At 33.0% G+C, this 14847-nt stretch carries 11 protein-coding genes; 10 read left to right on the forward strand and 1 reads right to left on the reverse strand.

Features of this window, described 5'->3' with window-relative positions; genetic code table 11:
- Window positions 1-24: 24 nt before the first annotated feature.
- The 7 genes from ACJDUG_RS04835 (at window position 25) to ACJDUG_RS04865 (ending at window position 9950) form a co-directional block, all read left to right on the forward strand.
- The gene (locus tag ACJDUG_RS04835) at window positions 25-297 is read left to right on the forward strand and encodes a metal-sensing transcriptional repressor (protein ID WP_406768774.1); all 273 of its coding nucleotides are present in this window, start codon (window positions 25-27) and stop codon (window positions 295-297) included.
- A 266-nt stretch (window positions 298-563) separates the two neighbouring features.
- Window positions 564-899 carry a rubredoxin-like domain-containing protein gene (locus tag ACJDUG_RS04840; RefSeq protein ID WP_406765370.1) on the forward strand — a complete coding sequence of 112 codons (336 nt, stop codon included), beginning with the start codon at window positions 564-566 and terminating at the stop codon, window positions 897-899.
- A 179-nt stretch (window positions 900-1078) separates the two neighbouring features.
- Window positions 1079-4162, forward strand: coding sequence for an FAD-binding and (Fe-S)-binding domain-containing protein (locus ACJDUG_RS04845; RefSeq protein WP_406768775.1), 3084 nt, complete (start codon window positions 1079-1081; stop codon window positions 4160-4162).
- A 187-nt stretch (window positions 4163-4349) separates the two neighbouring features.
- On the forward strand, window positions 4350-5210 hold the full coding sequence (locus ACJDUG_RS04850) for an FUSC family protein (protein ID WP_406768776.1): 861 nt from the start codon (window positions 4350-4352) through the stop codon (window positions 5208-5210).
- Window positions 5211-5249: 39 nt separating this feature from the next.
- Window positions 5250-6137 (forward strand): FUSC family protein, encoded by an 888-nt coding sequence (locus ACJDUG_RS04855; RefSeq protein ID WP_406768777.1) that lies wholly within the window; start codon window positions 5250-5252, stop codon window positions 6135-6137.
- A gap of 239 nt (window positions 6138-6376) precedes the next feature.
- On the forward strand, window positions 6377-8095 hold the full coding sequence (locus ACJDUG_RS04860; RefSeq protein WP_406768778.1) for an ABC transporter ATP-binding protein: 1719 nt from the start codon (window positions 6377-6379) through the stop codon (window positions 8093-8095).
- 4 nt (window positions 8096-8099) lie between these two features.
- Window positions 8100-9950: an ABC transporter ATP-binding protein gene (locus tag ACJDUG_RS04865; protein ID WP_406768779.1), complete on the forward strand. Its 1851-nt coding sequence runs from the start codon at window positions 8100-8102 to the stop codon at window positions 9948-9950.
- A gap of 81 nt (window positions 9951-10031) precedes the next feature.
- Here the strand turns inward: ACJDUG_RS04865 and ACJDUG_RS04870 are convergent, their stop codons facing one another.
- The gene (locus tag ACJDUG_RS04870) at window positions 10032-10889 is read right to left on the reverse strand and encodes a MurR/RpiR family transcriptional regulator (protein WP_406768780.1); all 858 of its coding nucleotides are present in this window, start codon (window positions 10887-10889) and stop codon (window positions 10032-10034) included.
- A 597-nt stretch (window positions 10890-11486) separates the two neighbouring features.
- Between ACJDUG_RS04870 and ACJDUG_RS04875 the strand changes: the two genes are divergently transcribed.
- From ACJDUG_RS04875 to ACJDUG_RS04885, 3 genes are all read left to right on the forward strand, one after another.
- Window positions 11487-12476 carry a D-isomer specific 2-hydroxyacid dehydrogenase family protein gene (locus ACJDUG_RS04875; RefSeq protein ID WP_406768781.1) on the forward strand — a complete coding sequence of 330 codons (990 nt, stop codon included), beginning with the start codon at window positions 11487-11489 and terminating at the stop codon, window positions 12474-12476.
- A gap of 19 nt (window positions 12477-12495) precedes the next feature.
- Window positions 12496-13899 carry an NADP-dependent phosphogluconate dehydrogenase gene (gene gndA, locus ACJDUG_RS04880; RefSeq protein ID WP_406768782.1) on the forward strand — a complete coding sequence of 468 codons (1404 nt, stop codon included), beginning with the start codon at window positions 12496-12498 and terminating at the stop codon, window positions 13897-13899.
- Between the two features lie 168 nt (window positions 13900-14067).
- The gene (locus ACJDUG_RS04885; protein ID WP_406768783.1) at window positions 14068-14835 is read left to right on the forward strand and encodes a PTS mannose/fructose/sorbose/N-acetylgalactosamine transporter subunit IIC; all 768 of its coding nucleotides are present in this window, start codon (window positions 14068-14070) and stop codon (window positions 14833-14835) included.
- The last annotated feature ends 12 nt before the right edge of the window (window positions 14836-14847 follow it).

Consider the following 14847-nt stretch of genomic DNA (forward strand, 5'->3'; position numbering starts at 1 on the left):
TTATAAAATGGAGGTAAAATATCCATGGAAAAATACGACGAAGATAAAATAAGACAAATAGGAAATAGATTATCTAGAATAATAGGACAACTCCAGGCAGTTAAACGTATGACAGAGGAAAAGAGAGAATGTGGAGAGATACTAATTCAAGTATCTGCTGCTAGATCAGCTCTTGAAAGCGTATCAAAACTGATACTGCAGGATCATGTAAATAATTGCATACAAAATGCTATTGAAAGTAATGACGATGCTGCAATTAATGATTTAAATAATTTTTTAAGCAGATTTTTGTACTAAGCAATTACTGATGAATAAATTTTGATAACTATTATGTATTCCAATAATGAAACAGGTATAAAATATTATTTGGAGGTTGGAGTACGGAGAAGCTATCAGAATATTAAAAAATATTGACAAAATCTATTGACATAAAAGAAAATTAGTGCAATAATAAATACATCAAGTAAATAATTATTATTAATTAGGAATAATTATTATAAATTGAATTTAAAATTAATTAACTAATTCAAGTAAAAAATTAATTGTGATATGGAGGAAAGATTATGAAAAAATTATTTAAATGTTCAGTTTGTGGATTTATATTTGAAGGAGAGGCTGCTCCAGAAAAATGTCCTAAGTGTGGTGTAGGACCAGATAAGTTTGAAGAACTTAGCGAGGAAGCTGCAGGAAAGATATACCGTTCTGACAAGACAAATGGAATACACATGGAAATAATTACTTTAGCTGAAAAGATAATAGCTCTTAGCAAGGAAGGTATAGAAGATAACTTAGATCCTAAATGTGTTGCTGCTTTCAATCAAGCAAAAAATGAGGCATGGATTATTAAGCAGAGATGCAAAACTGAGCTTGCAGGACATATGAGTTTAGGAAAGTGGTAATATTAAATAAGTAATAAGAATGTGAAAGCCATCAGATAAAAATCTGATGGCTTTATTTTTTAATAAGTAATAAATCACGTGGATTCCATTAGATATCTATATATCTATATATTACGATATTGAAATATACTAATAAAAAGTGTATGATTATACTGATAACGATTTAAGGTGGGATTTTGGTGGAAAAAAGTAAAGGATTAATGGATGAAGCGATTGAAGAACTTAAAAAAATTGAGGCACTAAGGATTAACACTGATATCAGAGAACGTCATCTTTATGAAGAAGATATGGGTGAATTACCATCAATGCCGAAACTTTTGGTAGGGAAGACAACTCCAGGTGCTATTGTTCAGCCCCAAAATGAAGAACAAGTTATAGAAATAGTAAAATGGGCTAACAGGTATAATGCACCAATAATACCTCGTGCAGCTGCTTCATCTGGCTACGGTGGTGTTGTGCCAGTTAAAGGAAGTGTTGTTTTAGAATTAATTCATTTTAATAAAATAATTGCAATTGATGAGAAGAATAATACAGTTACTGTTGAACCAGGTATTGTATGGAAGGATTTAGAGTTTAGGTTAAATGCTAAAAATCTTTCTGTAAGATTAATGCCAACTAGTACTCCAGCTGCAACAGTGGGTGGATGGCTTGCACAGGGTGGCGGCGGCATTGGAAGCTACTCTTATGGGTGGTTCGAAAATAATGTTGAGTCGGCAGCAGTAATTTTACCAGATGGAACAAAGAAGGTTTTACAAAGTAAGGAACTTTCGCTAATAAGTGGTGCTATGGGTACCACAGGTATTATAACTAGTATAACCTTAAGAATCAAAGCATTTGAAAAATATGTTCCTTTTGCTATAAAGGCTGAAACCCCATCCATGGTACAAGAGCTTATAAAGCTAATTGGGCAGAACAATGTTCCTCTGTGGCATATTGGATTTTTTAACCCAACAGCTTCAGTACTTAAAAATAAAGTGCCTCCCAAAACACATCAGGGACATATAGAGAAAAGGCCTATACTTCCTGAAGCATATATAATAATGACTGCCTGCAGAGAATCTCTAGCAAAGGCAGCTGAAAAAAAGCTTACGGAACTCACTGAAAAAACAGGGGCGAAAATGCTTTCACGTGAAATAAGCCAGCATGAATGGGAAGATAGATTTAACCCTATGAAGATAAAAAGAATAGGGCCTTCAATTGTTCCAGCCGAAGTATTAGTTCCATTAAGTGCTGCTTCAATGGTTATTAATGAGATTAATGCATTAGTTAAACCATTAGTTTTTATTGAAGCTACTATGATAAATAAAAACGAAGTGGTGCTTTTATGCCTAATTCCTCACGATGTTAGAAAATTTACCTTTAATTTAGCTTTTACTTTATCTTTATCTATACTTAAGATTGCAAAAAGCTATGGTGGAAGAGCATATGCTTCTGGTTTATATCTTGCTAGTGAGGCTAATAAGGTTCATGGTACGAAGATAAGTCAGTGGAAGCATTTTAAGAAGGAAATGGATCCAAAAGATATATTTAATCCAAGGAAGCTTTCAGGCATTTGGCTTATGAATAAAATGATTTCCATGACCTTAATGTTTGAACCTATGGTGAGAATGGTTGGGAATAGAATAAAACCTAAATTAAAGGAAGAGTGGAAGTCTAAGAAAGGAGTTCCAGGTGATGTTGTATGGTACGCTTATTCCTGTGCAAAATGCGGATATTGCAGAAATGTATGTACGCTTTATGATGGCAAGGGATGGGAGTCCAGCAGTCCTAGGGGGAAATGGGCCTTTATAAGAAGGGTGGCAGAAGGTAAGGATAAATTTGATCAGGAAATGACAGATAAATTTCTTATGTGTACCACCTGTGAGCGCTGTGATTTTGTTTGCCAACTAGATTTACCAATTGAACCTTCATGGGGTGCAATGCGTGGAGAATTAGTTAATACAGGAAAGCAAATGACCTTTCCAGCTTTTGAGCTAATGGCATCCAGTGCGAGAAAGGAAAAAAATATCTGGGCGAATTTTTCAAAGGATAGAGATAAATGGATACCTGAGGATATTAAGCCTAAAATAAAGGATAAGGCTGATATAGCATACTTTGCAGGTTGTACAGCAGCTTTTGTAGAAAATGATATTAGTCAAGCTTCTGTTAGATTATTAGACGCAGCAGGAGTTGAGTTTACTACTCTCGGAAAGGATGAGGCTTGCTGTGGTATACCAATGCTGGTATCAGGAAGATGGGATGTTTTTGAGGAAATTCTAAGACATAACGTAAAACACATGAAGGAACATGAAGCAAAAACAGTTGTTACATCTTGTCCTGCCTGCTGGTTAGTCTGGAATAATATATATCCTGAGTGGGCAAAGAAATTAGGTATTGAATATAATTTTAAAGCAAAACATTACTCAGAAATTATAGTTGATAAACTTAAGAAGGGTGAATTGAAGTTTACAAAACCTGTAAATATGAAATTGACCTTCCACGATTCCTGCCATATTGGTCGTGCCGGTGGAGTTTATGAACCACCAAGAGAAATGCTTAAGGCTATTCCAGGGGTTGAACTAGTAGAAATGGAGCATAATAAGGAAAATTCACTGTGCTGTGGTTCTGTGCTTACACGCATTAGTGAGCCAAATCCTACCTCCAATTTACTGGGCAAGAAAAAGCTTGATGAAGCTGTGGCTACTGGTGCAGATGCAATTGTTGCACTATGCCCATGCTGTCAGTTCCAAATGAGGGTTTCAGCTAAGGAAAATAATATTGATCTTCCAGTTAAGGATCTTGCAGCTATTTCAGCAAAGGGTCTTGGAATTGATCTTCCTGATTATACTCCTTATGCCCTTGAAATGTGGAGTGTATTTGAAAAGGTAATAGCATTAATGCAGGTACCTAATATGTCTAAATTAATGACTAAGCTTATCCCAAATATGATGGATGCTTTACCACCTCCATTAAGAGGTATGATGGGCTTAGTAAAAGTACCAGGTATGGATAAAATATTTAAACCGTTAATGCCAAAGATGATGCCTATTTTAATGCCAATGCTTATGCCAAAGGTAATGCCGGATATGCTTCGTGAAGTTGAAAGCATGATTCAAATGCCTGATTTTATGAGACAACAGATGCCGGATCTAATGCCAAAAACTATGGACAATATGCTGCCACATGTACTCCCGGAAATTGCAGTCATCGTAACTCCTGCTATGATACAGTATATTAAGACAAAAAAATTGCCAAGTACAAATATATCCTTAAATAAGAAATAATTCATGCCAATGGCAATAGAAAATAAATCAACCCATGAAAATGGGTTGATTTATTTTTGTATCTATAACTTTCAACTCATGTGTATGTCATTATGTTTATTTAAATAAGTAATAACTCATATGGATGCCACTAATATTATTTGCTATAATTAGATACAAAAAACAATGTTTATAAAGGAGGCTGTCCATGTTAAATATAGAAAAAATAGAAACGAAGAGTGTAAAGATAGCCTTAGTTGTCATTATATCATTATTAATAGGGAGCCTATTTAAGCTTTATTCACCAGCTTTAATAGCTATTAACGCAGTTATAGCTGTACAAAGTACTATATATGACTCGGTTTCTTTTGGAAAGGATAGAGTTTTAGGTACAGTTATAGGGGCTTTAGTGGGTATTATTATTGTAACTTATCTACTTCATGATGTTATCATTACTTCCATTGGAATTTTCCTAATCATATATGCTTGTAATCTACTAAATTTAAAAGGCAGTGTAGCTATAGCAGCAACTGTATGTCTTTCAATTATTTTTTTTCCGTCTCCAAATTATAATGCACTTAATGTAACCATAAGTACTATTATGGGAGTCTTTATAGCTATAATTGTAAACATGTTATTATCTCCCTTTGAGCTTATAAAAAATTTAAATAAATCTTATTATGAGCTAAAGGAAAATATATTCTTTCTATATTTAAAAATTTTTACTGCTAATGAAAATATAGAGCTTGAGGATTTTGATTCACAGGTCATTACCTTTAAAACTTTAGTAAAATCATACAATAAAGAGTATATTAAAATTCAAGATAAAAAGTTAAAATATGAGCAAATACAAACCTTATACAAAAATATTGATGGAATAAATTTTTTTATTGCTTCAATTATAGAATTAGAAGGAAATAATTTAAATGACAGCAATGTCCGTAGGGTTAATAATCTCTTGCAGCTAGATTTAATTGCTTTAGATTGCGTTGAAAATCAGTATCACAGCCTATTTAATTTTCATGTAGATAAACTTTTAGATTACTTGGAAATAATTGAGGAAATTTGATTATTTAATATAATATTAAGTAAAGAAAGGAGTTTATTTATGCAGAAGTTAAGGGCTCCAGGAATGAGAACTATTAAAACTTCCTTGGCAGTGGCTATTTGCCTTATAATCTCAAAATTATTAGATTTATATTATCCATATTATGCTGCTATATCAGCTATTCTATGCATTCGAAGTACTGTTACTGACTCTTTTAATGCTGCTAAAAGCCGTGCTTTAGGAACTATAATTGGTTCTCTACTAGGAACTTTCTGTGTATTTATCTTTCCATATAATCCTTGGATAAGCGGAATTGGAGTTTTGGCGCTAATTTATTTTTTAAAGACCATAAATTTTGAGGATGCATTTATCGTTGCCTTAATTGTATTCTTAGCAATTTTTATGCCTAATCATGGTTCTTCAATATCTTATAGCTTGCACCGAACCACTGATACTTTAATAGGAATATTAATAGCATTATTTTTGAATTTACTATTATCTCCCCCAGAATATGCAGAGGATATACATAATCAATCTAATAAGTTAATTGATGATTTATTTATATGCTGTGGTAATTTTCTAATTCACAATAAAGAAATTGAATTATCTACAATTGCAATTGGAATTATGAAATTAGAAAATTTAATAAAAAATTATAAGATGGATGTAAAGAAGAGTAGAATTAAAATTATTAACAGCCATAAATTTAATCTCTTTATTCAAGACTCTAAGGAACTATATAATCATCTTGGTCTAATAAATGAGCTCAGTAAGTTAGGGTATAATTGCATTTTGAATGAAGAAAATGGCGATTATATTAGAGACTTATACAATCATAAGCTTCCTTTTTTCAAATATGAAGATACTCCTTACAATGAAGCTTTTAACTACCATGTAAAAGAACTTTTGAAATATCTTGATAATTTTAGAAGCTTAAATTTAAAATAAGTAATTACTCATGTGGCAGCCACTTATATAAGAAATAATCAGTGGCTGCCATTACAGCTTTTCACCTTATTAACTTGAATGATAAAAAGATAGGATTTATTATATAATAATACTATACTTATAATAGGCATAAATTCTTTTGTTAATACGGCAGATATTAAGGTACTGGAAGCATATAACAATTTATTTGAACTGCAGATATAAAAATTACAACATTTACGAAAAAGAGGATAATTAACATGAACTTATACAGTAAATATTTTAAAAGATATAAAACACCATTCTTAATAGCCGTTTTTTGTGTTGCCTTTGAGGCAATTTGCGACTTGCTTGGACCTACACTTATGTCAAACATAATTAATACAGGAATTGAAAGGGGCTCCCTATCAAGTGTCTATTATTGGGGAACACTAATGCTTATAGTAACTTTATTTGGAGCATTTTTTGCAGTAACCCGAAGTATCTTAGCAAGTACTGTGTCACAGCACATGGGGGCAGACTTAAGGTATGATTTATTTAAAAAAATAGTCCATTTTTCTGAAGTAAGTGCAGATAAAATTGAAAGCGGATCACTTATTACACGAATGACTAACGACACTTCACAAATAATACAGTTTGTAAATGGAATTATGAGAATTTTTTTAAAAGCACCTATTACTTGCATTGGAAGTATAGTGCTGGCAAGCCTACTTAATTTTAGGCTAAGCCTCATTATTTACGGGGTTGTAATAATAGTTGCTATTCTTATTATAATTAGTATGAGCCTAAGCTATCCTAGGTTTTATAAATTACAAAGTGCTATGGATAAAATAAATTCAGTTGTGCAGGAATATCTTATTGGTGTACGGTTGGTCAAGGCTTTTGGAACCTATGGAAAGGAAACTGACAAATTTGAAGCTGCTAATGAAAATTTAATGGAAAAGGGTATTGCTACACAAATAATTATTACCTTTGTATCGCCATTAATGACACTTACAGTAGGAATTGGTACAGTTATTGTAATTTTTATAGGAAGCAGGCTTTTTACCATAAACCTTGCAAAACCAGGTGATATAAGTGCATTTACAATATATATGGCCCAAATTCTTACTTCCTTAATTATGATAACAAATATATTTAACACCTTTGTTCGAACAAAGGCTTCAACCATGCGTATTAAAGAAGTACTTGACTGTGAAGATGATTTCATTTATAGCGGGGAAATAGAAAATTTAAAAGGTGAAATTGAATTTAAAAATGTTACCTTTGCATATCCTAATGGCAGTGGGGTACCAGCATTAAAAAATCTATCCTTTTCTATTAAAAATGGACAAAGCCTTGCAATAATTGGGCCAACTGGAAGTGGTAAATCTACAATTGCTTGGCTGCTGCTTCGTTTTTATGATGTTAAAAGCGGTAAAATTTTAATTGATGGAAAGGATATTAAAACATTAAATATTGATTCAGTTCGGAATAATATTTCCATTGTTCCTCAAAAGCCAATGCTTTTTTCAGGCTCTGTAGCTGAAAATATTAGGTGGGGAGATATGGAGGCTATTGATGAAAGACTGAAGGAGGCTGCTTTAAAGGCAGAGGCCAGCTTTATTGAACAGATGCCAAATAGCTATGAAAGTCCTTTAGGAAGCGGAGGGGTAAATGTTTCTGGTGGGCAAAAACAACGTATTTCCATAGCTCGCGGTCTTTTAAAAGAATCTTCAGTATTAATATTAGACGATGCTACCAGTGCTCTTGATGCAGTTACTGAAGCAAGGGTAAGAGAAAATATTAATTCTAAAAGTAGAAATCAAACTATAATTACTATTACTCAGCGCTGCGGAACAGCTATGTTTGCGGATAAGATCTTAGTAATGGATAATGGAGTTAAGGCTGGTTATGGCGATCATAGTGAGCTAATGGAAAGCTGTGAGATATACCGAGATATTTACAAAACTCAAATAGAGAGCAGTAAGGGAGACTAAAGTTATGTCAGAACAATTTTCAAAACAGCAGTTAAAAGTACCATCTCTCGGCGGGAGGCCAGGTGGAGGTAATAATCGATTTGCACCAACTGCAAAACCCAAAAATGCAAAAGGTACCCTAATGCGAATTGTAAAAATATATATGATGCGTTTTGGTAAAACAATTTTTTTTGCCATGCTGCTTACAATCTTGTCTTCACTAGTTTCTGTTGCAATTCCTTATTATACAGGAAAAACCTTTAACAATTTTAAAATTACAACTAAAACAGTTGATTCGAATATGCTTAAGTGGCTTTTACTTCTTATCCTAGCCTTATATGCTGTAAATTGGCTCATTAATACTATTAATGGAGTAATTATCCTAAAAGTTTCCCAGAGGTTGGTATTTGTTCTTCGCACAGAATTTTTTGAAAAGATGCAGTCTCTACCATTGGAATTTTATGATACAAGGTCTCATGGAGATACTATGAGTAGGATTACAAATGATGTAGACAACATCAGTTCTACCATTGCACAAACAACTACTCAGCTGCTTTCAAGTGTTCTAACTCTTGGAGGTTCTTTTGCAGTTATGATAGCACTAAATATACCTCTTACTCTGGTGGTTTTATTATGCATACCACTTGTGGTGCTTTTAACTCGAACCATAGCTGTTAGAAGCCGTTCATATTTTTTAGCACAGCAGAAAAGTTTAGGTCTTTTAAATGGAGTTATAGAGGAAAACATACTAGGACTAAAAATGGTAAAGGCCTTTAACCGTCAGCAGGAAGTCTTACGAAATTTTAAAGAAATAAATGAAGAACTCTACAACAGCAGTAAAAAGGCTCAAATATGGTCTGGTTATATGATGCCCCTAATGAATGTTATTAACAATTTAGTCTTTGCAATGGTTGCAATTGCAGGGGGCATTTTATCAGTAGGCTATGGACTTGCTGTAGGGACAGTTGTGAGCTTTTTAAGTTATTCTAAGCAGTTTTCACAGCCTCTTAATTCATTAGCTGGGATGTTTAACACCATTCAATCTGCTCTTGCAGGAGCTGAAAGGGTTTTTGAAATTTTAGATTATGAGGAGGAACCCTCTGACATACAAAATGCCATTGAACTAGAAAATCCAAAAGGTGAAGTATCCTTTGATAATGTAAGCTTTTCTTATAACAAAGTAAAGCCTATTCTAAAAAATGTCAGCTTTAAGGTTAAAAGCGGTGAAGTGGTTGCCTTGGTTGGGGAGACAGGTGCTGGGAAAACTACTATTGTAAATCTTTTAACTCGTCTTTATGATGCTGACAGTGGACAAATATATATTGATATGGAGCCCATTACAAACATAAAAAGAGAAAGCCTCAGAAAATGTTTTTCAGTAGTGCTTCAAGATACCTGCCTATTTACTGGTACAATTATGGACAATATTCGATACTCTCAAAGTGATGCATCTGATGAGGAAGTTATTAAGGCAGCTAAACTAGCTCGTGCTCATGATTTTATTACTAAATTGCCTCTAGGCTACAATACTATGGTGTCTGGAGCTCAAGACAATTTAAGTCAGGGACAGCGGCAGCTTTTAGCCATTGCAAGAGCAGTATTGTGCGACAGTGCTATTTTAATACTTGATGAGGCCACCAGCAGCGTTGATACAAAAACTGAAAAAGATATTCAGCGTGCTTTATTAAGTTTAATGAAACACCGCACTAGTTTTTTAATAGCACACCGTTTGTCAACTATTAGAGATGCAGACTGCATTATGGTAATAGGAGATGGGCAAATACTTGAACAAGGAAATCATGAAATTCTTATGGCTAAAAAGGGACAATATTACAATATGGTCATAAGCCAAATGGGGAATATTAATAAGCATTAATATAAAAATGGCAAGAAGATGGGTTATTACTTTTTTAAAAATAAGTAATAACTCATCTTCTTGCCATCTATTTTATTTGTTTTACATTCTAGTGTATGAAATAGCATTTCTCATTTTTTGAATTGCAGCATGGGTTAAGTCTTTTCTCTTTAGCACAACACTCATATATAAAGCATCGATTATAGTCAGATGCGCAATTCTAGATGCAAAAGCTTCAAATTGATAACCGGTTTCTTGAGAAATGGCATTAAGGGCAATGTCTGCTTTTTCACTTACAGGAGATTTAGAAAATGAAGTGATTGCAATGGCCTTTGTTCCATTATCCTTTGCAATATCAAGTAAGTTTATCATATTCAAATTAGAGCCTGAATGGGAAATTATCACTATAAGATCTTTTTCAGAAAGCTGTGAAAGGGACATAAGCTGTAAGTGATTATCTGTATAGACTGATACCTTTAGCCCAGTTCGAAGAAATTTATGATGAGCATCCATTGCCACGATGCCAGAGCCGCCATTACCATAAAACACAATTTGTTCCGCTGTAAGTAAGGCATCGCTTGCATCTTCAATGAGTTTTGAATTAATAGAAAATAAGGTATCATTTAAGGCAGTAATGTTTGCATTAAATACTTTATTTACAATGGTTTGCTCAGTATCATTTTCATTTATTTGCTCATTTGCATAATTGTTATCAAGTCCTTCAGTAAATTCTGTAGCCAAGGTAATCTTAAGCTCTTGAAAGCCATTTAAGTTAATTTTTTTACAAAAACGAAATATTGTAGCATCTGATACCTGAAGCCTTTCTGCGACTTGGCTTATGGTAGAGTAAATGAGCTCTCTAGTATTATTAATAATATAATCTGCAACTTTTTTTTCCGTCTCATTAAAGGTATTGTATTGAGATTTAATTTGAAGAATTATATTGAGTACAGGTTTCATGGCATCACCTTCATTTAAATATTTTTAAGCATATGCAAATCTAAAATCTTTCTTCGGAAAGATTTCTTAATTTTATAGGGAATTATAAATATTAAGCCCGAAGATAACTTTAAAACATAATCTACGAAATAGTTTTATTATTGATAATTTACTAACAACAAATTAATTATATTTTAAAAAAATTTTATATGCAATATGAATTTATGAAAATAAATTACATCGTTTTTATAATTAATAATATCTTGAATAAGTTTAACTATTTTTAAAATTATTTATTTTTTAACAATAGTTGATATTTTTTTTCATGTAATATATAATAAAGAAAATAAATTTTTTTCATAAATGTTAAAAGTGTAAAAATAATTTTCATACTGCTTTAGTATTTATATTTAAAATTAGCAAATACTAAAAAAATCATAAAACAAAAGGAGTTTAAAGTCATAAATGGACTTTAACAGGTAATTAGTGAGGTAAAAGTTTTAAATGAACTTTTAAGGGTAACTTTGAGCGAGAGGGAAGATTTTAAGTTACCCAGTGTCTGAAAGGAAACGAACACACTTAAATTACCCCGTGTTCCAACTAAAAGGAGGAAATTAAATGACCACAAATATTGCAATCGTTAATTCCAGTAGTTTTGGCAGAATTTTTCCAGAACATATTGAAAGATTAAAAACTTTAGGTAAAGTAGACAGGTTTGATTTACCAAAGGACATAGGTGGCAAGGAATTAGCTGAAAAGCTTATGGGATATTCCATAATAATAGCAAGTGTTACTGCTTTATATAATCAGGAATTCTTTAACTATAAAGATAAGACCTTATTAATTACCCGTCATGGCATCGGTTACAACAATATTGATGTAAATGCCGCTACAGAGAAAGAAACCCTTGTTACAAAGGTTGATGCCCCTGTTGAGAGAGAAGCTGTAGCAGAAAATGCAATTTCTCTTTTAATGGCTGTTTTAAGACAAGTTGTACCTGCTTCCTTAAAGGTTAAGGAAAGTAAATGGGCAGAGAGAGCTAGTTTTATGGGTTATGAAATAAAAGATAAAACAGCTGGTGTAATTGGGCTCGGTAACATAGGCAGCAGAGTAGGTGAAATTTTAAAATATGGCTTTAATGCAAGGCTTATTGCATATGATCCTAACCTATCAGATGAACAGATAAGATCAAAGGGAGCAGAGCCTGTATCATTAAAAGAACTGCTTATGAATGCAGACATTATTTCCCTAAATGCTTCAATTGATAAAAATAGCTATCATATGATTTCTGAAAAAGAGTTTTCACTTATGAAAAAGGGAGTAATTATAGTTAATACTGCCAGAGGAGAACTTATGGAGCAAAATAGCTTATTAAAAGCCTTAGATGACGGAATTGTTGGGGCACTAGGTTCAGATGTTATTGAAAATGAACCAATAGATGAACACCATCCACTTCTAGCCTATAGAAACGTTGTAATTACACCACATACCTCGGCTTATACTTATGAATGCTTAAAGGGCATGGGGGATAAGGTGGTAAGTGATGTAGAGAATGTATTAAAAGGAGTAAATCCAGATAATGTAATCAATAAGGAGTTATTGAAATAGGATTTTGGGAGGCATAAGGATGAATGATTTAGGTTTAGTTGGGCTTGGAGTAATGGGCAGAAGCCTTTTAATAAATGTAGAAGATAAAGGCTATACTGTAGCAGCTTATAACTATACTCCAGAGGAAACAAAATCTTTTATGGAAAAGGAAGCAAAGGGTAAAAATATTTCAGCATATTACGACTTAGAAGCATTTGTAGGATCATTAAAGAAACCAAGAAAAATTTTTCTTATGATAACGGCTGGAAAACCAGTAGATGATATGCTGGATAAGCTTCTTAAGCTGCTTGAAGATGGAGACATCATTATGGATGGTGGGAATTCTTATTTCCACGATACAGATAGAAGACTTAAAAAATTAAAAGATAAAGGCATCGATTACCTTGGAATAGGCGTATCCGGCGGCGAAGAAGGTGCCTTAAATGGACCTTCACTAATGCCTGGAGGTTCGAGAAAAGCTTATGAATTAGTTAAAGAGCTGCTCATGAAAATTGCAGCAAAAACAGAGGCTGGGTCATGTTGTGCCTATATTGGAGAAGGTTCCGCAGGGCATTTTGTAAAAATGCTTCATAATGGAATAGAGTACGGAATGATGCAGGCCATTTCTGAAGTATATGACATAATGCGTAAAGCACTTAAATTATCTGCAGAAGAAATTGGAGATATATTTGAAGAATGGAACAAAGGAGAATTAAATTCCTTTTTAATGGAAATATCTTATAAGATTATGAGACATAAGGACAGTGAAACTTCAAGACCTTTGGTAGACTTGATTTTAGACAAAGCAGGTCAAAAGGGAACAGGAAAGTGGACTGCACAAACTTCTCTAGATCTTGGAATACCAACACCTTCTTTAACTGCTGCAGTAGAAGAAAGAGTAATTTCCTTCTTTAAAGGTGAGAGAACAAATTTATCAAAAAAAGTATTCAAAACTTACTATGAAGCTTCTTATGAGAAGGAGAAGATAATAGAGGAATTAAAGGATACCTTGCTTTTTACAAATTTCATACTGTTTTCACAAGGTCTATGGCTTATGGCAGATGCTTCTAAGGTTTATGATTTCAATATTAATGTTTCTGAAGTTCTTAAGGTATGGAAAGGTGGCTGCATTATAAGATCAAAAATGTTGGATTCCTACCGAAGCATTATTGATGAAGACAAAACAAATGTTAATCTTTTAAATAATCAAAAGTCCTTGGATTTTCTTATGGAAAAATTAGATTCAATAAAGGACATCACAACAATTGCAAAGGATTCATATGTGCCGGTTATAGTAATTAATACTGCAATAGATTATTTTTACAGTATGATTGAAGAAAATCTTTCAGCTAATCTTATTCAAGCACAAAGAGACTTCTTTGGGGCTCATACTTATGAAAGAATTGATAAGAAAGGAATCTTCCATACAAAGGATTGGGAATAGAAAAGACTGCACAAATTTGTGTAAACGATAAACTTAACGGATTAATAAATTAAGAATAATAAGCCTAATACTAAATAAAAAGGGGGTGGCAATTAGGCATTATCATTTATCTTTACACAAATTTTCAGATATTAAAAACAAAATTAAAATTATGAGGAGGATAAAATAATGGGACATAGTTTAAGTGTAGCACAAGCATTAATAATTGCTGTTTGGGTTGCTCTTGTTGAATCACGTGGTCTTGGTTATGCAACATTAAATCTTAGATTCAGTCCATTGATGACTGGTTTGGTGGTTGGTGTTGTTATGGGTAATGTACCTCAAGCAATGATAATTACTGCTGCAATACAATTAATTTATATGGGAATGATTGCTCCGGGAGGAGCTATGCCAGCTGAACCTTCTGTAGCAACAGCTATAGCAGTACCAGTTGCAATATTAGCAGGCTTAAAGCCAACAGCTGCTATTGCAGTAGCAGTACCTGTAGGCTTACTTGGAAACTACCTATATCAGACTAGATTCCTGCTTAACACATTTGTTATACGTCTAACAGATAAGTATGCATCTGAAACTAATGATAGAGGACTGACCTTATCAATTATAATTATACCAATATTAATAAGTTTTGTATTATTTATACCTTCAGTATTCATAGCTCTTTATTTTGGAGCGCCAGTAATAGCTAGCTTTACATCATCACTTTCCGGAAGTCTTTTATTCCATGTTCTTGATGTAATAGGTGGTGGGCTTGCTGCATTAGGTATTGCATTAATTCTAAAGGTAATAGGAAAAAAAGAATATCTTGTATTTTTCTTATTGGCATACTTCATGGCAGTTATGCTTCAAACTCTTAAGATTAACACAGTTACCTTTGCATTTATTGGGGTAATTGTTGCATATCTATTCACACTTGTAACTACTACTAGAGAAGCTTAATAAAAGGAGGGA

Source organism: Candidatus Clostridium stratigraminis (genome assembly GCF_045310675.1).
Taxonomy (GTDB): domain Bacteria; phylum Bacillota; class Clostridia; order Clostridiales; family Clostridiaceae; genus Clostridium_AT; species Clostridium_AT stratigraminis.